Annotated in this window: 18 protein-coding genes, 1 other RNA gene and 1 pseudogene; 10 read left to right on the forward strand and 10 right to left on the reverse strand. The window is 43.5% G+C overall.

Annotated elements, in window-relative coordinates; genetic code table 11:
- Positions 1–29 precede the first annotated feature (29 nt).
- The 4 genes from M0N77_RS06435 to M0N77_RS06450 form a co-directional block, all read right to left on the reverse strand.
- Positions 30–1,340: a hypothetical protein gene (locus M0N77_RS06435; protein ID WP_353104416.1), complete on the reverse strand. Its 1,311-nt coding sequence runs from the start codon at positions 1,338–1,340 to the stop codon at positions 30–32.
- Between the two features lie 119 nt (positions 1,341–1,459).
- Positions 1,460–2,701: an integrase arm-type DNA-binding domain-containing protein gene (locus M0N77_RS06440; protein WP_353104417.1), complete on the reverse strand. Its 1,242-nt coding sequence runs from the start codon at positions 2,699–2,701 to the stop codon at positions 1,460–1,462.
- Between the two features lie 163 nt (positions 2,702–2,864).
- Positions 2,865–3,223, reverse strand: a transfer-messenger RNA (tmRNA) gene (gene ssrA, locus M0N77_RS06445).
- 180 nt (positions 3,224–3,403) lie between these two features.
- Positions 3,404–4,075, reverse strand: a complete 672-nt coding sequence (locus M0N77_RS06450) for a dienelactone hydrolase family protein (RefSeq protein WP_353104418.1) — start codon at positions 4,073–4,075, stop codon at positions 3,404–3,406.
- 277 nt (positions 4,076–4,352) lie between these two features.
- Here M0N77_RS06450 and M0N77_RS06455 point away from each other — a divergent pair, with 277 nt between their 5' ends.
- From M0N77_RS06455 to M0N77_RS06465, 3 genes are all read left to right on the forward strand, one after another.
- Positions 4,353–5,141 carry a response regulator gene (locus tag M0N77_RS06455; RefSeq protein ID WP_353104419.1) on the forward strand — a complete coding sequence of 263 codons (789 nt, stop codon included), beginning with the start codon at positions 4,353–4,355 and terminating at the stop codon, positions 5,139–5,141.
- A gap of 2 nt (positions 5,142–5,143) precedes the next feature.
- Complete coding sequence (creC, locus tag M0N77_RS06460) at positions 5,144–6,871, forward strand: two-component system sensor histidine kinase CreC (RefSeq protein WP_353104420.1); 1,728 nt, start codon at positions 5,144–5,146, stop codon at positions 6,869–6,871.
- 100 nt (positions 6,872–6,971) lie between these two features.
- Positions 6,972–7,181 carry a hypothetical protein gene (locus M0N77_RS06465; protein ID WP_353104421.1) on the forward strand — a complete coding sequence of 70 codons (210 nt, stop codon included), beginning with the start codon at positions 6,972–6,974 and terminating at the stop codon, positions 7,179–7,181.
- A 135-nt stretch (positions 7,182–7,316) separates the two neighbouring features.
- Here M0N77_RS06465 and aroC read toward each other — a convergent pair whose 3' ends face one another.
- Positions 7,317–8,420 (reverse strand): chorismate synthase, encoded by a 1,104-nt coding sequence (aroC, locus tag M0N77_RS06470; RefSeq protein ID WP_353104422.1) that lies wholly within the window; start codon positions 8,418–8,420, stop codon positions 7,317–7,319.
- An 85-nt stretch (positions 8,421–8,505) separates the two neighbouring features.
- Complete coding sequence (gene prmB / locus M0N77_RS06475; protein ID WP_353104423.1) at positions 8,506–9,681, reverse strand: 50S ribosomal protein L3 N(5)-glutamine methyltransferase; 1,176 nt, start codon at positions 9,679–9,681, stop codon at positions 8,506–8,508.
- A 378-nt stretch (positions 9,682–10,059) separates the two neighbouring features.
- Between prmB and M0N77_RS06480 the strand changes: the two genes are divergently transcribed.
- Positions 10,060–11,448: a L,D-transpeptidase family protein gene (locus tag M0N77_RS06480; RefSeq protein ID WP_353104424.1), complete on the forward strand. Its 1,389-nt coding sequence runs from the start codon at positions 10,060–10,062 to the stop codon at positions 11,446–11,448.
- Between the two features lie 151 nt (positions 11,449–11,599).
- On the opposite strand, the gene M0N77_RS06485 is transcribed toward M0N77_RS06480, so the two are convergent.
- Positions 11,600–11,812: a hypothetical protein gene (locus tag M0N77_RS06485; RefSeq protein WP_353104425.1), complete on the reverse strand. Its 213-nt coding sequence runs from the start codon at positions 11,810–11,812 to the stop codon at positions 11,600–11,602.
- Positions 11,813–12,146: 334 nt separating this feature from the next.
- Here M0N77_RS06485 and M0N77_RS06490 point away from each other — a divergent pair, with 334 nt between their 5' ends.
- The 5 genes and pseudogenes from M0N77_RS06490 (at position 12,147) to M0N77_RS06510 (ending at position 19,311) form a co-directional block, all read left to right on the forward strand.
- Positions 12,147–13,808, forward strand: coding sequence for a TIGR00341 family protein (locus M0N77_RS06490; protein ID WP_353104426.1), 1,662 nt, complete (start codon positions 12,147–12,149; stop codon positions 13,806–13,808).
- A 160-nt stretch (positions 13,809–13,968) separates the two neighbouring features.
- Positions 13,969–16,641, forward strand: a complete 2,673-nt coding sequence (gene alaS, locus M0N77_RS06495) for an alanine--tRNA ligase (RefSeq protein WP_353104427.1) — start codon at positions 13,969–13,971, stop codon at positions 16,639–16,641.
- 269 nt (positions 16,642–16,910) lie between these two features.
- Entirely contained in the window at positions 16,911–18,197 is a 1,287-nt protein-coding gene (locus M0N77_RS06500) for an aspartate kinase (protein WP_353104428.1), read from the forward strand.
- Positions 18,198–18,580: 383 nt separating this feature from the next.
- Positions 18,581–18,748: pseudogene (csrA, locus tag M0N77_RS06505) on the forward strand (carbon storage regulator CsrA); the annotation flags it as partial.
- 188 nt (positions 18,749–18,936) lie between these two features.
- Entirely contained in the window at positions 18,937–19,311 is a 375-nt protein-coding gene (locus M0N77_RS06510; RefSeq protein ID WP_353104429.1) for a HopJ type III effector protein, read from the forward strand.
- A 115-nt stretch (positions 19,312–19,426) separates the two neighbouring features.
- Here the strand turns inward: M0N77_RS06510 and M0N77_RS06515 are convergent, their stop codons facing one another.
- Together M0N77_RS06515 and M0N77_RS06520 are read right to left on the reverse strand one after the other, a co-directional pair.
- The gene (locus M0N77_RS06515) at positions 19,427–19,738 is read right to left on the reverse strand and encodes a DUF1315 family protein (protein ID WP_353104430.1); all 312 of its coding nucleotides are present in this window, start codon (positions 19,736–19,738) and stop codon (positions 19,427–19,429) included.
- 64 nt (positions 19,739–19,802) lie between these two features.
- Positions 19,803–20,909: an NAD(+) kinase gene (locus tag M0N77_RS06520; RefSeq protein WP_353104431.1), complete on the reverse strand. Its 1,107-nt coding sequence runs from the start codon at positions 20,907–20,909 to the stop codon at positions 19,803–19,805.
- 364 nt (positions 20,910–21,273) lie between these two features.
- Between M0N77_RS06520 and M0N77_RS06525 the strand changes: the two genes are divergently transcribed.
- Positions 21,274–21,996 (forward strand): Bax inhibitor-1/YccA family protein, encoded by a 723-nt coding sequence (locus M0N77_RS06525; protein ID WP_353104432.1) that lies wholly within the window; start codon positions 21,274–21,276, stop codon positions 21,994–21,996.
- 254 nt (positions 21,997–22,250) lie between these two features.
- On the opposite strand, the gene M0N77_RS06530 is transcribed toward M0N77_RS06525, so the two are convergent.
- Positions 22,251–25,067, reverse strand: coding sequence for a heavy metal translocating P-type ATPase (locus M0N77_RS06530; protein ID WP_353104433.1), 2,817 nt, complete (start codon positions 25,065–25,067; stop codon positions 22,251–22,253).
- Positions 25,068–25,365 lie beyond the last annotated feature (298 nt).

The following is a 25,365-nucleotide window of genomic DNA, read 5'->3' on the forward strand; positions in this document are numbered from 1 at the left end:
GATGTTATAGCAATAGATCGAAAATTTAACTACCTTTTGTATTTCCCTCCACTCCTTGCACTGGTATGACGGCAAACTTTATCAATATTTAGTGCTAAAGCATCTGATACATCATCAAATTTATCTGTTATCCAGTCAGTGATGGTGCTTTGTTTAGGTGCTGGGTCATTAGGATCATAATCAATCCAAAACTCTGCAATAACTTCATTCATTATGCTTATGGCTGGGGTAACGTATAGGATTGTATTATTTTCAATAATAGCTGGCTTGTCTGTTAATTCTACTTTATTAAGCTGCTCAATAAGTTTCGCTTTTTCAATATCTGCCTGTTTAATCTTTTCTTGGAGCGCTTTTATCTCGTTTCTGTGTTGCTTGTAAGTGTTTCTAGCAGTACTCAACCTAGAATTAAGATTGTCATTCTCAGCTTGTAACTTTTCTAGCTTTGCAAGTAATTCACTATCATGTTGTACAGAGGAATCATTTTGGTTTTCATTACTATTGGTAAGTGAAGCTATATAACTATTTATTTCTCGCTTTGAAAACCTAATCTCGTCCGCTTCAATACACTTTAGTTCTACTTTTTCAGTATCATGAAATCCTTGAGGTTTCTTTTCTAATAAAAATACGCCATTGTCATTATCTACATATTCCGCTGTGTGTTTCTCGAGAATTCTATAAATTCTGATTTCATTACCAGTTTCACAAGATGGTATAGTTATATAATCGTCCGAACTGCAAACTTCTTCTGCCAGTAGTCTATACGTGAAATAGCCTGTTATAACTTCTACATAAAAATTCTTTGTGTTTTCAAATGAGAAACTACCAACATAACCACTAAAGTAAAAGCACGGCGTCAGAAGTTTCTTCCTCGCCAAATCTCTTAATTTCCTTAAATCATAACTTGAAGTATTAAAACCTTTCTTAGAGTTAAGAAAATCTAATGTTTCACTTAACGTTAGGTAATCATCCTCGCGATTTCTTTTATGATGATTAATATCATAGGTACGCTCATAAACATCATTAATCACATTGTTTGTGACTTGGTTTTTTCCAAAAATGCCATGCTTATTAATTGGTTCAAACATCATCGCATCTTTTAGGGCAAAGTAAGTAGTTTCTGTCTCATAACCCAAACCTACTAAGGGCTTTCTATATGAATGAAAATTATATCTTTCGTCCATATAAAATATGGTGAGACGTTCATCAATATTATTAGTATCAAGATAATCCAATACTTGAGATGGTGTACTATTTGTCGCATTTGCCATTAGATTTATTACATCTGCTACTAGAATAAAATCATTTTTCCGTGCTTCTAGCTCATCAATTAAAGAACTCACATTCACACCCCTACACCCTTTAATCAAAGTAGGTGCAAGGCAGTGACAGCATAAGGGTGTGTAAATAGCTGTCGTTCGGGTAATTAGTCCTAGCCTTGCATAGTCGTTATAGCATGACGTTAGCCATGCTTTTGTGTCTGTTGTTTGAAGTCTGCACGGATCACGTTGTCCAGCTTGCCAGCATAGGCATCATCAACGAAACTTGCCCATTCGTTCATCATATTAATTCTGTATTGCAAGTGCTGCGCCCCGTTATAAGCTGCGCTGATCTTATTTTCCCTATCATGAGCCAGCTGTAGCTCTATCGCTTCGTGCATGTATTCCTGCTCATGCAATGTGGTACTAGCAAGCCCTCTAAAGCCGTGCCCTGTCATCTTGCCTTTATATTGCATGTTCCATAGGGCATTAATAAATGCGCTTTGACTGTACGGCTTACGGGTTGAGGTATTAAAAAAAACGTATTTATCGGAAAAACCTAGCTCTCTTATTTGCTTTAGTATTGCTATTGCTTGCGGTGCTAGTGGCACGATATGCAAGCGCCCAGCTTTCATCTTTATAGCTGGTATAGTCCATAAGCCACGTTTAAAGTCCACATCTTGCCATTCCATGTACCTAATTTCATTGGTACGCACAAACGTATAGCACATAAACCATAAGCCTAGCTTCACTAATAGGTCACCACCATAAGCATCAATGTCTTTTAATAGTTTAGGTAATTGTTGGCTAGTGATTCGACTATGATTGACTGTTTTATGTGGTTTGATTGCTTCGGCTAAATCGGTGGCTGGGTTATGCGTGGCTAGTCCATTGCGTATAGCGTGCTTGAATATCTGCCCTATCTCTCTAATGGTACGCCTTGCCATTTCACTAGCGCCGCGGCTCTCTACTGCTTTACCAATAGCCAATATGTCAGGCGCGGTTATGTCGTTTATATTTTTATGACCAATGGAGGGCTTTACATCGCGCATATAGGCGGAATAGTTACGGCTAAAGGTGTTTTGTGCTAGGTAGGTTTTGCGCTCGCTATACCATGATTGAGCTATGTTATCGAAAATATTAGAACCATCTTGGCTGGCTTGCTGCTCTTTTTTATGGTCTTTAGGGTTCACACCCTCAGCTATTAAGCGTTTGATCTCAATATTGCGCTGCCTTGCGCTTTGTAGGCTCATAACTGGATAAGTACCAATAGTGAGGGTTTGTTGCTTACCTTGCCAGCGGTAGGCGCTGATCCATGACTTGACGCCCGTATATCTAACCCATAGTTGCAGCCCGTTACCGTCACTATGCTTGTCAGGTCGTTTGCTCTCGATAGCTTTATCGCTTGGCTGCAGCTTATTAATGACCGTATGAGTTAAGGGCATTTGACTATCCTTTGTTGGTATTGAAAAGGTGTATAAACTCTAATACCAACAATAATACCAACATTCTATATAGGACGCCATACCCCTATAAGGTAGTGAAAACCTGAAAAACGCCCAAAATAAAGGGCTGACGGTCTATGACGGTCAGCCCTTTATCAATGTTTGGTGGAGATGGCGGGAGTTGAACCCGCGTCCGCCGGCATTACGCTCATGACTCTACATGTTTAGATTCTGTCTTTGGATTTAATCCGCACCGATCCGACAGGCAGGATGGATTGGACGATTCTCTACTTTTGAACCCAAGCGATTGAGACAATCCCTTGTGGCGAACCTATATTCGGACGCTTCAACTGGGCTGGTCAACTATAGGTAATCGGCAGCGCAGTAAGCAGGGTTTAAGCTGCTAGAGCGTAAGTTTCGTCGTTTGCGACTATAACAATATATGTTTGATTTACGAGAGGACATACACTCTCGACATGCATCATTGAGTTTCATCACCAGCGTCGAAGCCAGAACATCCCCAATAAGATCGAGTATTATAAGCGAACTTAAGATTTTTCTCAACTGCTAATAGACAGCTATTACATTACGTTACAGGTTAATAATTACCTTCAAAGCTTATTCATTCACTTAATAACTCTAACTTATATATATGGCTTACCAGCATATTTTCAATAGCTAATGATTTATGAATACAGAGCTTTAAGCTAATACCTTATTTAACCATTTACCGATATTTTGAATTTGCGGCATACAGACCTGATGCGCCATTGGATACGTATTGTATTCAACGCTGTAGCCTTTATCGCTTAGTAATTGCTGAGCTTGCTGACCTAAGACAACGGGCACGACCGGATCTTGTACGCCATGCTCAATAAGTATCGGCAAGCCTTTATTTATATCGCTATACTCAAGATTATCATTAGTAGCTAGATAAGTCGACAAAGTCATAAGACCAGCTAACCGCTGCGGGTAGCCCAGCGCCACATGATAGGCCACTGCCCCGCCTTGTGAGAAACCGGCGATAACGATATGCTCAGGTTTGACACCTCGCTCAATCTCACGCTGAATCAAATCGCGAATTTGCTGCGCTGAGCGCTCGATTTGAGTGACATCAATTTTGCGCTCAAGGCTCATCTCTAGTATGTCGTACCAAGCCGGCATCACCATGCCGCCATTAATCGTTACTGGTATTTGCGGCGCATGCGGAAAGATAAAGCGTACCGCCATATTATCATCAAGACCCAATTGCGGCACTACTGGCTCAAAGTCATGCCCACTGGCTCCTAAACCATGCAGCCAAATCACCGCTCTATCAATCGGCTTATTCGAAGGGTTATGCTCAACCGTGACTACCTCTAGATAACTGCTCATACTTTCTCCTTAATTGAACTAGAATAAAACAACATTCGCTATAGCATTAAGAGCTATTAGATTAAACTTATTTTAATCCATAAATTCTTCATAATCTTTGCTTGCTTAACGCATAATTTTATCAGCTTTCCATGCTAGGATAGCTTTACCAGACTTCTAACAATGACTATGCTTTATGATGTTAGATATTGAGTTTTCAATGCTCAATCAAAAAACACAGCAAGCAGTCTTCAATAAACTCTCTACTTTTAGCCAATAAAATAATTGGGAAAATCCTATGACTCATATCCTATTAGTAGAAGACGATCCGGCCATTGCTATGTCGTTGCAAGTGACCGCTAAGCGTGAGGGTTGGCAAATGACTTGGCTTGATAACGCCAGTAGCGTGTTGCCGATGCTCCATAGCTTAGATAATGCTGAGTCACAGGACTTGTCGGCTATTATTTTAGATGTAGGACTTCCAGATGGTGATGGCTTAAATCTATGCCAACAGATTCGCCATGCCGCTGATATTAATAGTCTAAAAGATATTCCTATTATATTTTTGACCGCGCGTAGTGACGAGGTTGATCGTATTTTGGGGCTAGAGATGGGCGGCGATGATTATTGTGCCAAGCCTTTTAGTCCAAGGGAATTAGTCGCTCGCTTAAAAGCGATTTGGCGTCGTGAACAGCTCTCAAGCCAGCAAGCAAAACCTCAAGACGCTGAGCAGAAGCTCGATAACGAAGATCAACTGGTGAAACAGACAGCAGAGCAAGCAATAACTTTTGAGCATTCATCAGGTCATTGGTATTATCAGCCTCTAAATTATACGTTAACTTGGAATGAGCAAAAGCTCGAGCTTAGCAATACCGAGCGCAAAATCTTATTAACTTTATTACACGCTCCAAATCAAGTTTTTAGCCGTGAACAACTGTTAAATGCCGTTAGCGACTATCCTGATCATCGTTTGGCTCGCACGATAGACAGCCATGTCAAATCTATTCGCAAGCAGCTCGCGACTCTTCATCCTGATATCGACGTTATCCATACCCATCGCGGTTTGGGTTATGCCTTGTGTCCATAATAATGACTAATAATCAAGCTGGCGATAATCCTAAGACTGAATCTACTAGCGAGTCTAATGCGCAGCTGCAGCAAAGTAATTGGTATACCAAACTGCATCCGATTGGTACGGCTAAGCAGCAGGATCAGCCTAATAAGTTATTAAACCTAAGTATATTTTTTCGAATCTGGTTGGCGGTAGCTTTAGTATTAATCGTTTCTGGTACGGTCGTTTTTACCCAATTATTTGAACATGTCAAACCTACCGCGCAGCAAGTCATTGAGGATACCTTATTAGATACCAGCAAGATGATGGCTGCTAACCTACAAGCGCCTTTGCAGTCTGGGCAACTATTAGACGCCAGCTATCAGCGCCAGTTGGATAGCGCCTTTATAGCAAAGCCTGCTAGCGTTAAAGATATCAACAGCAAATATTCTTATGAGCTAGAGGAGCAGCCTGAGTATCAACAAAAAACAGCCAGCAGCTTTCGCCTGTATGTGACTGATAATAAAGGAATGGTGATCTATGATTCCCTGCCCGCGCCTAGCAACGCTGAAGGCGAAGATTACAGCCGCTGGAATGATGTTTATCTAACGCTCAAAGGTCAATACGGCGCGCGTAGTACCCCAGATGCTAATAGCAAGCGTGATAGCTCTATTATGTATGTCGCCCAGCCTATAAAAAATAATCTGGGCCAGCTTATCGGTGTGGTCAGCGTCGGTAAACCCGTCGATAGCGTTATGCCTTACCTCGATAATACTCGTCAGCGTATGCTAGTGACTACTCTGCTCATTAGTATTGCGGCGCTTATTTTAGCCGGCCTAGTGGCTTGGTGGCTCAAACAAAGTATTAGCCTGGTCACGCGCTACACTGGCGCTCTCGCTGAAGACACTAAAAAACCTTATTTTTATTTAGCTCACGAGCTCAACAGCTTGACCGATACTATCGAGTCGATGAAACACCGCCTAGAAAATAGAGCTTATGTCAGTGATTATGTGCATACGCTGACCCATGAGCTAAAAAGTCCATTAACCGCCATTCGCGCTAGCAGTGAGCTATTAGAAGATGAGGGCTTAGATGACGATGATAGGCAAATGCTGACCCAAGCAATTGGCGAGCAAAGTATTAAGATGCAGCAATTAATAGATAGGCTATTATTATTAGCCAAAGTTGAGCAGCCGACCTTTAGATTAAATCGTCAAGCCATCTCCATTATCCCTATGCTGAACAGCTTAATAAAAGATAGCGCACCTAAAGCGCAGCAACGTGGTTTATCTGCAATGAAGTTATTCATTAATGGTTATAGTGTTGAAGACATAGACGAAGAACATCCGTCGGTGTTACTCGATAAAACAATGATTAATGGCGATAGCTTTTGGCTAGTGCAAGCGCTGCAAAACGTCTTAGACAATACTATTTATTTTGCTGATAATGAAGTAAATATCGAGGTGACAACGGCAGATCAGAGCGTAACTATTGATATCTTTAATGACGGTCAGCCTCTCCCCGACTATGCTATCGCCAAAGCTTTCGATCGTTATTTTAGCCTCTCGCATCAAAAGCAATCGCCGCAGCAGCATAGAAATAATCTAAAAAAAGGCACAGGACTGGGCTTAACTTTGGTCAAGCAAGTGATTGAACATCACGGCGGTAGCGTTAGTATCAGTAACGTAGATGATAATACAGCTGAGAACCTTGGAAGTCACTCTCGAGGTGTTATAGTGCGTGTTACTTTACCGTTAGCTAACTAAGCATAATTCATCAAATTTTCATCATTGTTGCACAGCTTTTATACCTGGTTATTTTACGATAGCCCTATCCAAACTTGCTATCAAAACAGGAATAACTGCTATGAAACCTAACCTTTCTATAACAAGCGCTAGCCAATCAATAAAATCTTACTTAGGCTATAGTCGTCATGATTGTACGCAGCTTTTAGCTAACAAAAATATTGATAGTATTGCTTTTGCTCATTGGCTTGCGATTCCGAGTCAGCAATTGTTATTAGTGTTTAGACATCAGCATTGTGTGGCGGTGGACTGTTATTCATTAGCCGCTTAGTATAAATGCTTATTATTCAACGCTTAACTTATTATAGAACAAGGCATTAAAGCTAAAAAAACCTTTTACCTTATCGATAATTATTCATCAACAGGTAAAAGGCTTTTTACTAACAAATCAAGCGTTCTCAAAGCACTAAGTAATCGACATAACCGGCGCGACCACATCGGCATTTTGACCACGATGACGTAGATAATGATCGAGCAATACAATCGCTAGCATGGCCTCAGCGATAGGGGTTGCGCGTACACCAACGCAAGGATCATGACGACCTTTGGTTATCATATCGATAGCTTCCCCATCAGTATTAATACTCTTGCCAGCTGTGGTAATGCTTGAGGTGGGTTTGAGCGCGATACTGACGCTAATATCTTGACCGGAGGAGATACCGCCTAAGATACCGCCTGCATGATTGGCAGTAAAGCCATCAGGGGTCATCTCATCACGCGCTTTATGACCGAACTGACCGGCGACCGCCATACCATCACCAATCTCCACCCCTTTGACCGCATTGATACTCATCATCGCATGAGCAATCTCAGCATCCAAGCGATCAAATACCGGCTCGCCTAAGCCTACTGGTACGCCGCTGGCGATAATCTCAAGCTTAGCGCCGCAGCTAGTGCCTTCTCGGCGTAGACTATCAATCAAGCTCTCAAAGCGCGGCACCGCTTCACTATCAGCGCAAAAAAACGGATTGCTATTGACAAATTCCCAGTCAATTAAGCTAGGATCGGTCACTTGGCTGTACTCATTACCAATCTGAGTGACATGACCGCGAATCTGCACGCCTAAACGCTCAAACAAATACTTCTTAGCAATAGCACCTGCAGCAACGCGCATAGCAGTCTCACGAGCCGAAGAGCGTCCGCCGCCGCGATAATCACGAAAGCCGTATTTCATACTGTAAGTATAATCGGCATGACCAGGACGAAAGGTGTCTTTGATGTCGCTATAATCTTTGGATTTTTGATTGGTATTACGAATGAGTAAGCCAATAGAGGTGCCTGTGGTCTTACCTTCAAAGACCCCTGAGATAATCTCCACCTCATCATCTTCACGGCGCTGAGTTGCGTACTTAGAAGTCCCAGGCTTACGGCGATCCAAATCGACTTGTAAGTCTTCACTAGATAGCGCCATACCTGGTGGTACGCCATCAACGATAGCTAATAAACCTGCGCCGTGCGACTCTCCGCAAGTGGTGACACTAAAGAGCTTACCTATACTATTACCTGCCATGTCTATCCTTAAACATCTAATACTATTTATTAATAATAAGAGCTATAACATCTGTAATTAGCGTTATCACCCTTAATCGATATGCCTATTGAGCGTTATTAGCCTCTAACAACTGCACGTAATGAGCAAAGGCTTGACGATGCTCCATTAGCTCAGCATAGCTAATAGCAAAGATACCATGGCCGCCATGAGCGAACTTGAGCCAATCAAACTGAATATCAGGATAAGCTTGCATCAGCGCCCATTCGCTATCGCCCACTTCGCAGACTAGCAGACCTTCAGGGGTTAGATAATCAGCTGCTTCAAATAAAATTCTATGGACCAAATCAAGACCATCCTGACCTGCTGCTAGCGCGTGCTCAGGCTCATACAAAAACTCCGGCGGCAGATCTGCCATGATAGCGGCATCGACATAAGGCGGGTTGGTCACGATAAGCTCATATTGGTTATCGCTTGGCAGCTTACTAAATAAATCCGATTCAATAACGTTGACTTGATGACCCAAATCATGGTGATCGACATTGACCATCGCCACCTCAAGCGCGCCTTTATCAATGTCAGCGGCGTCCACCAAAGCATCAACAAAACGCGTCGCCAAGGCAATAGCAATACAACCAGAACCGGTACACAGATCCAAGATACGCTCAGGCTGGGTTAATTGTTTCATCTCAAGCCCATGCTCAAAAAACTTAGCTGATGCCTCGCCAGTCTTGATACCAACAGGCTGTGCTAGCTCATTAACATCAAAATAAGGATAGAATTGTTGACGAATAAGCTCAGCTATCGGCGAGCGTGGAATCAGCACGCGCTCATCTATATAAAAAGGCAGATCACAGAAATAAGCTAGGTTAATCAGATAGCTTAAAGGTTTACGATCGCTAATACGCTGCTCTAATAGCTCAAGTACTGACTGTTTCTCCGATGAGGTCAAACGGCAATCTAATATTTGCTCATTGGCTGACCAATCGAGTGATAAAGAATGCAAAACGATAGCAGAAGCTTCAGCGAACTCATCAGTCGTGCCTTGTGCGACCACAACATCATAATTACGTAATTGGGTGACACAAAAGCGGATAAAGTCGCGAATAGTGACTAGCTGCTGACGCGCCTCTTCAAGCTCGCTATGAAAATTGGCGAATTGGCCATGCTCAGTATCGTCGCCATCAAAATCATCATCAGATAAATGATCCCCATTATAGTCATACTGATGTTGGCTTTGTTTTTGGAACTCTTCTGCACTGATTATCTGCTCGTCTGACATAATGCCTCTTTTATAATTTGTTTGCTAGCGTAAACTTTATTCATCGCATTATAGACGTAAACCGCCTATGACGCCAATCAATACCCCACTCTACCATCACATTTACTGGCACAAAACCTGCTGCACTAAACATAAATTTAAGCATCGCCAATATAGAGCTATCTTTATAAATTATATCTTACCAAAAAATTGCTAGGGCTAGTTTCTAAGCAATATCATCGTTAGATTATAGCCAGATTATTACGCTGTTGTTAGCGATACGTCAACAGCTGACGTCTTGCAAGCGATTACTACAAAAAGATGTGTCAAAAGTTTGCGAAGCGTCCAGATTATGAGCATAATACCCCAATCGTAACCTTCAATTTGTGACTGTATATTATGAAAATAAAACCTATTGTTTCCGCTATATCGATTGCTACTCTTAGCTTAAGTGCCAGTATCAGTGCTTTTGCTGCACCTGCAGATAATCTACCGAGCATCTCTAGCTTATCGGGTGTAAATGTCGAGGAGAGTCGTAGCAGCTCAATCGATGATGGCAATACCCGTATTACTTTACCTACTGAGGCGATTAAGCCTAATAAAGCGCAAACCAAACGCCCGCCGGCAGCGGATAGTATGGGGCAGCTCATTGATAGTAAACGTGCTAGTCAAGCAAATGTCGTTGCCGCTGACAACATGAGCGTAGAAGAGCTAACCTTAAAAGATGAGCAATCTGATAGCACTGATGACATTAGTGAAGGTCAAGCTGTTGCAGGTCCTGAGACTAGCACTGACACCGCAAATTTTGAGGTGACAGATAATGCTCAATTACAAAATATCGGTGACAACTCTGCTATCAAGAGCATCGAGGATAAAGACGGTAAAAGATATACCACGCTGAACTTGTCTAATTATGCCAAACAAGTCAACAGCGCCACTTGGTCGCCAAACATGAATGTCAATTCAGCGATGACCATCAAACTACAAGCTTTGTTAGATTGGAATCACGCCTCGCCTGGTCCTATCGATGGCGGCTGGGGTATGAACAGTAAAAAAGCTTTGGTCAATTTCCAAAACATGAAAGGTCTGCCAGCGACAGGTAAGATGGATCAAAAAACTTGGAATGCTTTGATTAAAAATATTCCTGCTAACAAGCCAGTACTGGTAACTTATACCATCACCGAAGAGGATGTAAAAACCAACTTTGCACCTCTGCCCTCAAGCTCAGAAGCTAAGTCAAAAGTCAAAGGCCTGTACTACCAAGACATTAAGGAGATGTTAGGCGAGCGTTTCCATATGGATGTTCGTTATCTTGATAAGCTTAATAAGAATAAAAGCTACAAAGTGGGCGAAACTATCACTGTCTTGAATAATCGTGGCCCGCTAAACCAGCGTATCAATCGCGTGGTCGCTAATAAAGCTGACAAAACTCTATATGCCTATAACGGCGATAAGTTAGTAGCAGCTTATCCAACTACTATCGGTAGTACTAGCACACCCTCACCGCAAGGCAGCTTTAAGATTGTTAATAAAGTAAAAATGCCATGGTACAAAGCGACGGTCGGTGAAGGTAGCGACAAAAAAGTACACATGCTACCGCCAGGCCCTAACAGCCCAGTAGGTGTAGTATGGATGGGACTCTCAAAACCCTCTTATGGTATCCACGGCTCGCCGAAGCCTGAAGGTATCAGTCGTCAAGCGTCAGCAGGTTGTGTACGTCTAACCAACTGGGACGTATTAGAGGTTTATGCCAATATCGAAAATGGCGCGACTGTTGAGCTACAGTAAACGACTTTGAATGAAAGGTTTAATAATAAAAAAACAGCATCTTAAAAGGTGCTGTTTTTTTATATTATGCAGAAATGGATTTGGTAATTTTAAGGATAGTACTAAGTCTACAAGCTACTAAGTCTACAAGCTGGACTTTGCTAAAAAGTCTTTAGGCTTTATAGCCTTCTTCATTACCCGTAATGCTACCTACTTTTTTGGTAAACAATATCCCAAACGGGATAGAAACTACCAACCCTACGGCTATTGCTATTTGGATGTGAGGGATTTGATTCCATCCTGTCACTAAAGCGGCGATCATAAATACTCCAACGATGACAGTAGCGGCAATAGAGTAGATAACGGAGAATAATGGCCAGTTCATAATGCAATCCTTATAATTTGTGTGGGTATAGTTACTTTATACCTTAAAACCACAAAATTAGTAAGTATTTATTTTGGACTCCAAAGCCAGTAAAATTAACTGACTACTAGAAAAAACCATGCTATTATTAGGGAGTTATCTGCCGAACTAAAAAAGCTTAAAAATTCTGTGCTAAAGCTATTTATTAAAGCGGTTCTCTCACAAAAACTATTCTAGTTTTGATCATTTCTTACAGCTTGCCTGTTTATCTTTCTAGTAATAAAAACCTGTACCCTTCTATATAATTATCTTTACAATATGACTTTCTCTTCATCTTTAAGAAAGCTCAATTCCTATGACCTCAAAACTTGACATTACCTCGCCAGCAGCAGCTATTAAAGATGATAGCAATGGCTCAGCCTCATCGGTAGCTGAGCAAAATCAAAGCTCAAATTTTCTAGACGGTGACTTTCCAGAATGTTGCGTATTAAAAAGCAACGCTTTAGAAAATGACTCACAAAATGCCGATTCAACCACTAACTCCAATGATGAGCAAGCACAAGACCCTCATAACGAAGACGATAGTCACTCAAAAGAGGCTAAGATTTATTATCCTGAAGCAAAAGCGACGCTGACGGCTATTAGTGAAGAAGAGGTTTTGGTCACTGTTGAAAATAGCCCTCCTGAAACTGCTTATCCAGATAGCGCTGAGTTGCAAGTTATCAAAGAAAATAAAGCGGATAATTTAGCAGCTTTAGCCCGTAATGCTGACGATAGCGCCATAGAGACTGACAGCGATACCACTGTTATCAGTGCGGGCAATGGTACTAATAATCCCAAAAAGAGCGAAAATGACGCCGAGCCAGTGCCGGACACGGACACGGACACGGACACGGACGATAGCGCGAGTGATGATATAAAGGACAAAAAAGAAGCCAAACTTGAGTCTTACAAACAGTTTGTCGCTGAGCAATTTAGCAATCAAAAAGTAGATTATCCAGAAGTACGGGTCAAAATTGAGGCCAATGCGCTACCGAGTAAAATGTACTTTATTATGAACATTCTCTCGGCTATTATCGCAAGCTATGGCTTAGTGACCAACTCAGCTGCGGTAGTGATCGGCGCGATGTTAGTGGCGATGATGTTAGGGCCCATCACTGGCGTAGCATTAGCTATTATTGACCACCGTATGCCGCTACTGTGGAAGTCACTATTTACGGTAGTAGCAGGCGTCTCTTTGGTGGTAATTGTCGGATTTTTGATTGGTCTGCTGCATAACGAGCAGCCTTTGACCGCTGAGATCTTATCTCGTACTCAGCCCACTTCTATGGATTTGATGATAGCCTTAGCAGGCGGCACTGCAGGTGCTTATGCAATGGTGTCGCCGCACTTGTCGGTGGCCGTGGTTGGCGTGGCGGTCGCAACAGCCTTAGTACCGCCACTCGCCGCTAGTGGTATCTTATTTGCTCATGGCGAGATGCAGCTTGGCTTTGGGGCGCTGCTACTGGCTATTACTAACATTATCGCTATTCAATTTACCAATGCGTTAGTGCTTTGGCTGCTAGGCTTTCGCCGCTTAATCGATGATGATTATAAATCAAGCACCTACTTAACTTTTTTACGCCGTAACGCGGTGACTTTATTATTGCTTGCTGGCCTGGGTACTTATTTGAGTATCAATCTGCAAACCAATGCCAAGCAGCAAGTGTTTGAGAGCAGTACCAAAGAGGCTATAAGTAGCTACTTTATTGATAAAGGCAATGTGCTAACTAATACTCAGTTTGACACCTCAGATGAAAATCAAATAGTGCGGGCGGTTATTCGCGGTGAGACTACTCCCAGCTCCTATGATGTGCGCCAAATTGAGGCAATCATTAGTGAAAATATGGCAGCCAACTTTCCAGACTATCTGCCAATAAAGCTACAACTGCGCTATTTGCCCGTGCAAGTGATTGAGGCCAATCCGCTAGTGACCGATAAGCTTGATAAAACCGATGCGGCTATTTTGACCAATTAGCTTCTACCTTTATTATCAGCCCTAACAGTGACTATTTGCGAATGTTCAATACCCGCAGTATGTGCTAAAATCGCGAGCAAATTTATATATTCTATGACGATTTAAACGCTGTTTTAATTGTCTCAAAACCGCTAATACCATTGTTTATTAAGGAGCCGCTGTGAGCCAGCCACATCAAACAGCCGATATTCGTCAAGCTTTCATTGATTTTTTTGTGAGCAAAGAGCACACCCCTGTCTCCTCATCGAGCCTAATTCCGCATAATGATCCAACGTTACTGTTTACCAATGCTGGGATGAATCAGTTCAAAGAGACCTTTTTGGGTTTAGAGCCGCGCGATTATACCCGAGCGGTCACTTCACAAAAATGCGTTCGCGCTGGCGGCAAGCACAACGATCTTGATAATGTCGGCTATACTGCGCGTCATCATACTTTTTTTGAGATGTTAGGAAATTTCTCTTTTGGTGATTATTTTAAAGAGGCTGGTATTGCTTATATTTGGGAGTTTTTGACCTCAAAAGAGTGGCTGGCTATCGATAAAGATCGTCTGTATGTCACGATATACGAGACTGACGATGAAGCCTTTGATATTTGGCATGATCAGATTGGCTTGCCAGCGGAGCGTATTATTCGTATCGGTGATAATAAAGGCGCGCCTTATGCCTCTGACAACTTTTGGACCATGGGTGATACCGGTCCCTGCGGCCCTTGTACCGAAGTGTTTTATGACCATGGCGCTGATATCGAAGGCGGCCTGCCTGGTACTCCTGAGGAAGACGGCGATCGTTATATCGAGATTTGGAACTGCGTGTTTATGCAGTTTAATCGTCAAAAAGATGGCACGATGCTGCCACTACCCGCGCCTAGTGTCGATACGGGTATGGGGCTTGAGCGTATTAGCGCCATTATGCAAGGCGTGCACGGCAACTATGAGATCGATCTATTTACTCATTTGATGGATGCTGCCGCTGCTATTTTGCAGATTAAGAATGAGCAGCAATCCTCCTTAAAGGTGATTGCCGATCATATTCGTGCGGTTGCCTTTTTGATCGCTGATGGGGTGCTGCCAAGTAATGAAGGACGCGGTTATGTACTGCGCCGAGTGATTCGCCGTGCGGTCCGTCATGGCAATAAACTTGGCGCTGAGAGTGATTTCTTTTATAAGATGGTCGCGCCTTTAGTCCGTGAGATGGGCGACGCCTATCCTGAATTAAAAGCTAAGCAAAGCGTGATTGAAACGGCGATTCAAAAAGAAGAAGCGCAATTTGCCAAGACGCTTGCCCAAGGCCTACGTCTGCTTGCTACTGAGCTTGAAGCCTTACAAGACGGCGATACGCTCTCAGGTGCGGCTGCTTTTAAGCTGTATGATACTTATGGTTTCCCGCTTGATCTGACTGCTGATATCACTCGTGAGCGCGGTATCATCATTGACGAAGAAGAGTTTGATGAACACATGCAAGCACAGCGCGATCGCGCTCGTGATGCTGGCAAGTTCGATGTCGATTATAGTAGCGTTATTCAAGTAGATACGCCAACCGAGTTTATCGGTTATGAGCAGTTAAATGATGACAACGTCACTATCATCGCTCTGTACCAAGATGGTAATCCGATTGGAACATTAGAAGAAGGCTCTGAGGGCGTTATTGTGCTTGATCGCACGCCTTTTTATGCTGAGGGCGGCGGCCAAGTCGGTGAGCTGGGTGAGATCTCAACGTCAACCGGCGTCTTTACCGTACAAGATACTAAAGAGTCCGGCCAAGCCATTATCCATTATGGCGTGGTCAGCATGGGCACGATTGAGGCCAGTCAATCAGCTGAGGCAAAAGTGCTATCGAGTATCCGTGCTGCTAGTGCCAAAAACCACTCAGCGACGCATCTTTTACATGCCGCACTACGGCAAATACTTGGCGATAGCGTCAGTCAAAAAGGCTCGCTAGTCTCAAGCGAAGTGCTGCGTTTTGACTTTGCGTATGATAAGCCAGTCAGTGCCGCGCAACTTACTCAAATTGAGCGCTTAGTTAATGAACAAATCCAAGCCAATACGCCAGCCTGTATTGAGAATATGGCTATCGATGAAGCGATGGAAAAAGGCGCAGTGGCCTTATTTGGCGAGAAGTACGGTAAAGATGTTCGCGTATTAACGATGGGTACCGAAAAGATAGTCAATGACAAGCGTCAGCCCTTCTCTATTGAGCTATGCGGCGGTTTGCACGTTGAGCGTACAGGCGATATTGGCCTATTAAAGATCACTAGCGAGTCAGGTATCGCTGCTGGTATTCGCCGGATTGAGGCCGTCACGGGAATGGGCGCTATCAAATACGTGCAGCAAAATGATCAGCAGCTAAGCACTCTAGCAAGCCAGCTAAAGGTCAAACGTCCAGAGGTTGCTGAGCGCGTACAAACCATGGCGGACAAGCAGCGCGATTTAGAGAAGCAGCTTGAGCGTCTACAGCAAAAGCTTGCCAGCGCCCAAGCGGCCGATTTACTCAGTGAAGTGCAAACCATTGCCGGAACGCCAGTACTTATCAGCACTCTAAGCGGTATTGATGGCAAATCGATTCGACCGTTGATGGATGATATCAAGTCCAAGCTTCCTGATAGCATTATCGTGCTACTAGGCGATAAAGACGAGCAGTTAGCTCTAGCAGCTAGCGTGGCTAAGTCTATGACCGCGCGTATCAAAGCTGGTGATATTATTCGTCACTTAGCGGGCGAGCTTGGCGGTAAAGGCGGCGGTAAGCCTGACTACGCGCAAGGCGGCGCGCCAAAAGCGGCGAATACCCATGCTGTAATAGCCGCGCTACCTGCTTGGATTGCCGATCAGCTTGGCTAAGATTTTACTAAGTTAGCCTTGGTAAATTGAAAGCACTTTTATAAGGCAAATTAAACTTTAGAGGTAGTTGATGGCAGTTGGTTATAGCATTGATAATTAATTGCCATATATCTAAGCGCTATGGTGGCTTAAATTTGTAGCGCTAGTATGGTATAAAGGTCAGCGTTTCAATAATAATATGGTTTTATCATTATTAACGTGAATTAAAATATTAATGAGTTTTGATGAGCGCTAACAATCGATAATTGATGAATAACAGGTAAATTCTTATGGCGTTAATAGTACAAAAATACGGCGGCACGTCAATGGGTAGTATTGACCGTATCAAAAACGTAGCCAAACGCGTCAAACGTTGGCACGATAACGGTCACCAAATAGTCGTAGTAGTATCCGCCATGAGCGGTGAAACCAACCGTCTAATCGATTTAGCGCGTCAAATTAGCAATCAGCCTGATCCGCGCGAGTACGATCAGATGGTCTCAACCGGCGAGCAAGTATCAATCTCTCTACTGGCTATGGCTATTCAAGAGCTTGGGATTGGCGCGCGCTCTATGACCGGCCGTCAAGTCGCCATCAAGACTGATACCTCACACAACAAAGCCCGTATTCAAAGCATAGATGACAAAAATATTCGCGAGCAGCTCGATGCCGGTAACGTGGTGATTGTCGCAGGCTTTCAGGGCATAGACGAGCATGACAATATCACCACCTTAGGGCGCGGCGGCTCAGATACGACCGGCGTCGCTATTGCAGCAGCTCTTGGCGCTGATGAATGTCAAATTTATACTGACGTCGATGGCGTCTACACCACTGATCCACGTGTCACCTCAAAAGCGAAAAAGCTCAAAAAAATCACCTTTGAGGAGATGCTAGAGATGGCGAGCCTTGGCTCCAAAATCTTGCAAATCCGCTCCGTAGAGTTCGCTGGCAAGTACGGCGTACCACTGCGGGTGTTATCGAGCTTTGATGACAATAACGATGGCAGCTTTGATGACGACTTTAAAAACAACGTGGGTACTTTAATTACCATAGATGAAGGAGACAGTATGGAACAGGCAATTATCTCAGGTATCGCTTTTAACCGTGACGAGGCAAAAATTGTCGTGCGCGGCGTCCCGGATCACCCTGGCATTGCCTCTGCAATCCTCACTCCTATTGGCCGCGCTAATATCGAGATCGATATGATTGTCCAAAATCTATCGACCGGCGGCACCACTGATTTCACATTTACCGTCAATCGCACTGACTTAGATAAAGCGATGAAAGTACTCAATGATGAAGTCAAAGATGAGATTGGCGCTAAAGAAATACTTGGTAATAGTGAGGTGGTCAAAGTCTCTTTGGTAGGTGTCGGTATGCGCTCACATGCCGGCGTTGCTAGCCTTATGTTTCAAACTTTAGCTGAAAACAATATCAATATTCAGATGATATCGACCAGTGAGATCAAAGTCTCTGTACTGATTCAAGATCAACATCTAGAAAAAGCGGTCAAATCCTTACATACTGCTTTTGGTCTTGATCGCGCGGATGGGGATAGTCAGGTAGCTGGCCAATAATTATTCTACAGATTTAGCCATTTAGCCTTATGGTGACTATTTGGCTAATAAATTTAAGCTATTGATTATTGTAAGACTAATTAACACCCTAACAGAACCTTTATAGGTTCTGTTTTTTATATTATTAATACCCAAATACTGACCGATACTCTCTATAAATGATACTTTACCTTGTAGTATTGTTAAAATCCGTGACAGCTTGAGTTATGGCACTTATAATGGGTCGTTCATTTGGGCAAATGAGATTTATAATTTTATTAGCGGCTATTTTAGACGATTTAGGCTAAACCATAGTCTGCTAGTGATTTATTCAGTGATATTTAGTAATTGAGAAGTAATATGAGAAGTATTAATTTTTTATTGCGACATAAGGAGCGTGACGCATGTTAATTTTGACTCGCCGTGTGGGCGAAACTTTAATGATTGGCGATGAAGTCAGTGTGACGGTTTTGGGCGTCAAGGGCAATCAAGTCCGTATTGGGGTTAATGCTCCAAAAGATATCGCGGTACATCGCGAAGAGATCTATCAGCGCATTCAACAAGAGCGTACGGTACAATCACAAATGCAGCATCTTGAGCAAGGTAGTTTTGCGCCGTCTTTTGATGATGAAGATTATTTTAATCGTTAAATGTTAATTGCTAAACTAGAGCTTGATAGCTTATAGCTAATGGTTTATTGACCACTATCACTATCAGCTATTCATTTCTATCCCTTTAATTTGCTTTGAGGTCACCTACTATGAGCATCCGCCAATCAGACGTCTCGGCCCTGCTTAATGGCTTGAATAAAAAAGCTTTAGGTTTTAACGATGTTATCAGCTTTATCGATGATTTTTATCGTTATACCCCAGCACCTTTTGTCAACGGTATGCTGCACAATGCTGCTGGCGAAAATGAAGGTATCGCCAAAATTTTTGGCTTTGCTAAGCATCACAAACTCAGTCAGCTTGATACGCTTAGACTATTTGGTGAGCATTTTGATAAGGTGCAAGCGACTCCTAACGGTACTGATCACGCCAATATCCGTAACTTTTTACATTGGGGCTGGCAGGGATTTTTGATGCAAAAAAACCCACTAACGCCGCGTCCAACGGTTGATACAACGGCACTGTAGATACATCACCTTTGGTTTATAGGCTTTAACATTTATAATTTTAATGACTAAAAATCCACGCTATAGCGTGGATTTTTAGTATCTGTCTAGTTTTAATAAGATAGTCAGCTTATTGCTACTTATCTCTAAATTTAACCGGCTGAATAGCGCCTTTAGGATTTGGCATATTGGGATAATGGTGCTCGTGCTCAACATCACATTCAGCGCCCACAATAGTACCATCATCTTTGACAGGTTTATGAATATAACCCACACGTTCAGCGGGCGGCAGATGCTCATGCTCCCATACCATCACCGCTTGCATACAAGTCTCGCGCTGCTCAGCGCTTAGCGGTCGACCATCTGGCCATTTACCAATCTCAATCGCTACCCGAAATTTATCGACTATCTCAGGGGTCAAACTGGCTAGTATTGTCTCTTTATTCATCTTACCTACTCTCCTCTAGCTATCTATAAGCGTTTTTGGCTAATTTTGTTATGACAAATTATCATCATCGCGGACTCTCGCTATCGTCATCAGCACCATAACCGCTAGTATTGTCATTAAACTCAATGTTAGCAATATCTGCACTCTCAGAGTCTACTATATCTGCCACATCCTCAATATCATCATCGTCATCGCTATCTAAACTAAACTCTTCGGCATGGACGTTCCAGTGCAGCTTGGTGCGGCAGGCTTCATAAAACTCAAAGCCAGGAGGATGTAATAATGTTAGCTTATCAGGATGCTTACGAATATAGAGGCGCTGGTCTTGTTCAAGCGGCACACTTGGCTTACCATCAGCGCTTACCATCGGCTGGGTACGATTGTCCTCATGAATACGAATACAAATCTCACTATTACCGCTGACCACAATCGGCCTGCTCGATAAGGTGTGCGGATGCATGGGCACCAGACAAATAGCGTCCATACTTGGATGAATAATAGGCCCGCCACCTGAGAGCGCATAGGCGGTTGAGCCTGTAGGTGTAGCGGCAATCAAGCCATCACTGTGTTGACGATAGACATCTTGACCATCAATCTTCATCTGAAAGTCGATCATGTGCACTGATTTACCAGCATGTAGCACGATATCGTTCAATGCCATATCTTCGTGAAGAATGTTGTCGCCTTCTCGAATCTCCATCGTCAATAAAAACCGATGATCAAGCTGATAATCGCCCATCAATACTTGCCGTAATTTAAAAGCCACTTCATTGGGTTTGACATCAGCCAAAAATCCAAGGCGACCGCGGTTGACTCCCAGTACCGGCACTCGGTAACGCGCCAAAGCTTCGGCAGCATGCAAGATAGAGCCATCACCGCCGACTACTATGACTAAATCACAAATCTCGCCAATCAAACTACGCTTAACGATTTTTACCTTTTCGATATCCACCAAATTCAGCGTCGGCAGATTAGCGGTTTGCACATCCATAATTAGCGTCAGATTCATCTCATTGACGGTATTCGCCACTTGAATAAGACTTTGAATAACGCTACGTTTACCGGCGCGTCCCATCAGACCAATACGGCGAAAGGCTGGGTTTTTTATAGCATGAAATAATTCTGATTCGTGCAAGTGTGGCAATCGTTCTGACTGCGCAGAGTTTTCCATAAAGCGACTCGACCAAACTTAAAGAGGTGCAATGGTGAATGATGCGATGGCATCAATTATTAGGCTAATGATAGCGATAAATGAGTCGTTAAACTAGCATGTTTTTTTAATAAGCGTTGTTAACTGTGGTAATCGGCCCCATCTATAGACTATCAAACGCTTACTTTAACAGGCTGATAGCACTGCTTATCTCTCTTATAAAGAGCGAGTTTGTCGTTAGTGCTTTAGTCGATGCTCAATTCGAGCTATAACCCATCAATACTAGTGCTGAGAGCTAATAGCGCTCACGCAAAGGCAGTTGACAATGATAGCGGTTTTGCTAAAGTAGCGTTACTTTATACTATTTTATATTAAGGACATATGTATGGCCAATCCTATTGTCAGTCGCGCAGAATTTGCGATCGGCGGCGAGCCAATGACCGTCAAGGGTGTAATACAAAAGACCAGTCTATTACTTGGACTGGCTGCTATCACAGGTGTAGGCTTTTTCTTCTACGCGCTAATGGCAGGATTATCACAAGGCTTTATCACTATGGTAGCCTTTGGTAGCATGTTTGCCGCTTTTGGCTTAGCTATCTTTATGACGTTTAAACCCAAAAAAGCCAAAACTTTAGCTATCCCTTACGCTTTGCTTGAAGGGCTATTTTTGGGCGGTATCTCATTGTTCTTTATGAGAATGTACCCAAGTGTGCCAGTTACGGCTATGTGTGCGACCTTTGTCACCGCCGCGGTCATGTTAGGGCTTTATCGCTCGGGTTTAGTCAAAGTCACTGAGAAGTTTCGCTCGATTGTCACCTCAGCGCTTATCGCTATTATGCTAGTGTATGTCGCTCAGTGGATACTGTCTTTGGCTTTTGGTTCAAGCTTGCCTTTCTTGTTTGAAGGCGGCGCTATCGCTATCGGCTTTAGCTTATTTGTCATTGTTATCGCCTCTTTTACGCTACTGCTTGATTTTGATAATATTGATCGGGGCGTAGCGGCTGGTATCTCAGAAGATTACGAGTGGTTATTTAGTATTGGTATTTTGGCAACGCTAGTGTGGATGTATATTGAATTTATGCGTTTGCTTAGCTACTTACAAGACTAACTTCAAAGTTTCTCGCTACTCAATTTTGAAACTAAAAGCAAAACCGCCTGTTATAGCTAGCAGGCGGTTTTTTATGGTCTAGGCTTTAGATCCAAACTATAGTAAATCCTAATTAAAAAGAATGCAGCTATTACAGCGTGCTACTGGTATAAATTTTACTTGCGTGCTGTGTCTACGCTGTTTCGATGCTGCATAAAATTCATCCCAGCAGCACTGCATTTATTTTATAGTGGGTTGATTTTACAATCGATAATTTAAGCCCGTTTGAGACGTAAAGCGTTTAGTACTACCAACAATGAGCTTAGCGACATACCGATAGCGGCAAGCCAAGGCGGCACATAACCGAAGATAGCTGGCAGCAAGACGATGCCGTTATAGCCGAGCGCCCAGCGGAAGTTTTGTTTGATGATGCGCTCAGTCTTATTAGCGATATGTTTCGCAGACTTAATAGCTTCGATTTGACCATTTAGAATAATACTATCGCTTGAGACTTGCGCAAGATCTGCCGCGCCAGCAATTGAGGTAGAAACATCAGCGGCTGCCAGTACTGGCGCATCATTGATACCATCACCGACCATCAATACCACCCCTCCTTCGCTCTGTAGCTGCTGGATATGATTGACTTTATCGGTTGGTGACAGACCGTTGAAAGCAGCCGACATACCCAAAGAGTCCGCCATGACTAGCGCTTGCGGACTAGGATCTCCGGTCAACATGATAGATTCTATACCAAGCTCTTTGAGGCTATCAAGGGTCGCTTTGGCGCTATCGCGAACTTTATCATTGAAATAAAAGCAGGCGAGCGCTTGCCAACTAGGCTCGCTATTAGCCGTATCATCCACGAGCGCTTGGCAAGATAATACTACCGCGGAACTGGCTCGATGAGTAAGTAAATCAATATCTAACGTTTGCGAACGGCCATTGCTATTAGCCGTGTCCATAGCGAACTCGGCATGACCGATACGGTATAGCACCCCATCAATCATCGCCTCAACACCGCCCGCTGGATAATGCTGCAGATCTTGGGTGGCAGGCAGATGCAGCTGATAAGCGGCGGTAAGTAGCGCGTGAGCAATGGGATGACGACTACCGACCTCAAGCGCTGCTGCTATCGATAATAGCTGGTCTTGGTAGTCCGTTGCCGTGCTAACCTTTGTCTTTTTTTCAATTAAGCTAGCCTTGTTTTGAGTTAACCTATTAAACGCTGCAGCAGAAGTTAATAGCTCAATATTCAATAAGTTCGGCTTACCAAAGGTAAGCGTGCCGGTCTTATCAAAAGCTACATGAGTAATCTCAGCAAGAGTTTGTAGCGTATGACCACGCGTGGTCAAAAAGCCATAGCTCGCCAACCTATTGGTCGCCACCGTCAAGGCAATCGGTGTTGCTAGAGACAAGGCGCAAGGACAAGTAGCGACCAATACCGCCACCGTCGCCCAAATAGCTTGGCTTGGATCAACAATGTACCAGCCAATAAATACCAGTACCGATAACACCAAAATACGTGCCACGAACCAACGCGCGAGCTTATCGGCTTGCTGAGCGAGTTTGGGCTTTTCACTCATAGCGCGGTTCATTAGCCGATCGATCAGCCCCATTTGGCTGTCTTCTGGCAAGGCCGTCACTAGCATCTCAAATGGCTGACTGTCGTTTTGCGCGCCGCCAACGATATAATCGCCCTGACGCTTGATGATTAAGTCGCCCTCACCAGTAAGCAAGCTTTGTGACACAGTAGCGGTTGGGCTAAGTAAGATACCATCGCTGATGATCTCAGCACCAGCTTCAACCATAATGATATCGCCTACTTGCAAGCTGTGGGCGGTGACCATTTTATTCGCTATAGATGAATCAGTAGAAGCCTCACTCGCAGCGGTTGATTGTTGCCAGGCTAAAGCAATCTCTTCGGTCAGCTGCTTAACGCTGGCGTCCATAGTTTGCTTAAAGTTAGGCAATGCACTGACCTGCTGCTCCGGTAACGGCTCTGATTGCTGCAAACTGTCCAAACGCTCTAAAATATGATTAGCAGAAGCTTTGTCCTCAGCGATTTTTTGGACCAGTATCGGCTCAACCACTACTAGATCGTTCGCCATCGTGGCCGCTTTTAGACGGGCATTGTGCTCGATATAGCGTCCTGCCAATAAGAAGAAGATAAACATACTAACCGAGTCGTAGTAGGTCTCCCCTTGTCCAGTCACCGTGGCATAGAGGCTGGCGAAAAAAGTCACTATTAAAGCGACACTGACTGGCACATCCATATTGACTTGACGCGCCCGAATCGCCGCCCATGCGGAGGTAAAAAACGGCACGCCAGCATAAAAGAACACCGGAATGCTGACAAATAGCGACACCCAGCGCAAAAAGTCACGCTGAAAGACCAACATGTCGCTATATTCACCAAAATAAATCGCCACCGCATACATCATCGCTTGCATAGAGCCCAATGCAGCGATACCGAGCCTTAATAGCATCTGATTATTATGACGAGCGAGCATCGCCTCATGAGTATCTTGCCGATAAGGTTTGGCCTCGTAACCAATCTCATTAATGACTGCCAAAATACGACTAATCGGCAGCTTGTCCTCATTCCAAATGACGCGCATACGCTGATTGGTCAGATTGACCTGACACTTATCGATGCCATTAATCTCATACAAGCGCGACTCAATCAGCCATGTACAAGCGGCGCAGCGCAAATTATTGACCGAGAGCTCAGCGACTGACAAGCCATCTTGCGCATAAACAAACTGCGACTTAATCTCATCATGATCATAAGCTTCGAGGCGCGTCAGCTGAGTTGGCAGGCTAGCGGTACGGTTAATCTCCGAGCGATCCAAATAATACTGCTCAAGTCCAGTCTCAACGATACTCTGAGCCGCCAATTGACAACCCATACAGCACATCTCACGCGACTCTCCTAATATCTGTGCGTGAAATGGGGGCTTGGGTACCGGATCACCGCAGTGAAAACAGTGCTCAGCCGGGGGCAACACTAAGCCTTCGATGATAGAGTTATCCTCGTATCGAGCATCAGACGCGGAGGAGTACTTGGAGGATGATGTAAAAGAACTGGACATAGTCGCTCTTATTTTTGACAGACTTATCTGTTGGACAAGTAGGTTACGATTTCATATAAAAAACATAATAAACATAGGCACAAGCCATTATCTTATATGGCAGCTATAATCAATATTAAAAGTGGCTGAGCATTTAAAAGCCCCTTTTACTATTAACACGTATCAAACCTTCAAAACGTACCCCTGCTCAGAATCTATCCAATCTCCATACTAGTGTTATTAAGCTCATTTATTATAACGGTTTAGCGAATCTAAGTTATAAACGCTTAAGCTGAGATGATAGATTGAAAAATTTGTT

The sequence above is a fragment of the Psychrobacter sp. AH5 genome (genome assembly GCF_040371085.1).
In the GTDB taxonomy this organism is placed as follows: domain Bacteria; phylum Pseudomonadota; class Gammaproteobacteria; order Pseudomonadales; family Moraxellaceae; genus Psychrobacter.

Coding starts and splice junctions, on each gene's coding strand:
- M0N77_RS06485 (WP_353104425.1), bottom strand. CDS start 11,812: ATGAACTGGCCATTATTCTCCGTTATCTACTCTATTGCCGCTACTGTC.
- M0N77_RS06480 (WP_353104424.1), top strand. CDS start 10,060: ATGAAAATAAAACCTATTGTTTCCGCTATATCGATTGCTACTCTTAGC.
- M0N77_RS06465 (WP_353104421.1), top strand. CDS start 6,972: ATGAAACCTAACCTTTCTATAACAAGCGCTAGCCAATCAATAAAATCT.
- M0N77_RS06455 (WP_353104419.1), top strand. CDS start 4,353: ATGACTCATATCCTATTAGTAGAAGACGATCCGGCCATTGCTATGTCG.
- M0N77_RS06450 (WP_353104418.1), bottom strand. CDS start 4,075: ATGAGCAGTTATCTAGAGGTAGTCACGGTTGAGCATAACCCTTCGAAT.
- M0N77_RS06490 (WP_353104426.1), top strand. CDS start 12,147: ATGACCTCAAAACTTGACATTACCTCGCCAGCAGCAGCTATTAAAGAT.
- M0N77_RS06440 (WP_353104417.1), bottom strand. CDS start 2,701: ATGCCCTTAACTCATACGGTCATTAATAAGCTGCAGCCAAGCGATAAA.
- M0N77_RS06520 (WP_353104431.1), bottom strand. CDS start 20,909: ATGGAAAACTCTGCGCAGTCAGAACGATTGCCACACTTGCACGAATCA.
- prmB (WP_353104423.1), bottom strand. CDS start 9,681: ATGTCAGACGAGCAGATAATCAGTGCAGAAGAGTTCCAAAAACAAAGC.
- M0N77_RS06515 (WP_353104430.1), bottom strand. CDS start 19,738: ATGAATAAAGAGACAATACTAGCCAGTTTGACCCCTGAGATAGTCGAT.
- M0N77_RS06510 (WP_353104429.1), top strand. CDS start 18,937: ATGAGCATCCGCCAATCAGACGTCTCGGCCCTGCTTAATGGCTTGAAT.
- M0N77_RS06525 (WP_353104432.1), top strand. CDS start 21,274: ATGGCCAATCCTATTGTCAGTCGCGCAGAATTTGCGATCGGCGGCGAG.
- creC (WP_353104420.1), top strand. CDS start 5,144: ATGACTAATAATCAAGCTGGCGATAATCCTAAGACTGAATCTACTAGC.
- M0N77_RS06530 (WP_353104433.1), bottom strand. CDS start 25,067: ATGTCCAGTTCTTTTACATCATCCTCCAAGTACTCCTCCGCGTCTGAT.
- M0N77_RS06500 (WP_353104428.1), top strand. CDS start 16,911: ATGGCGTTAATAGTACAAAAATACGGCGGCACGTCAATGGGTAGTATT.
- aroC (WP_353104422.1), bottom strand. CDS start 8,420: ATGGCAGGTAATAGTATAGGTAAGCTCTTTAGTGTCACCACTTGCGGA.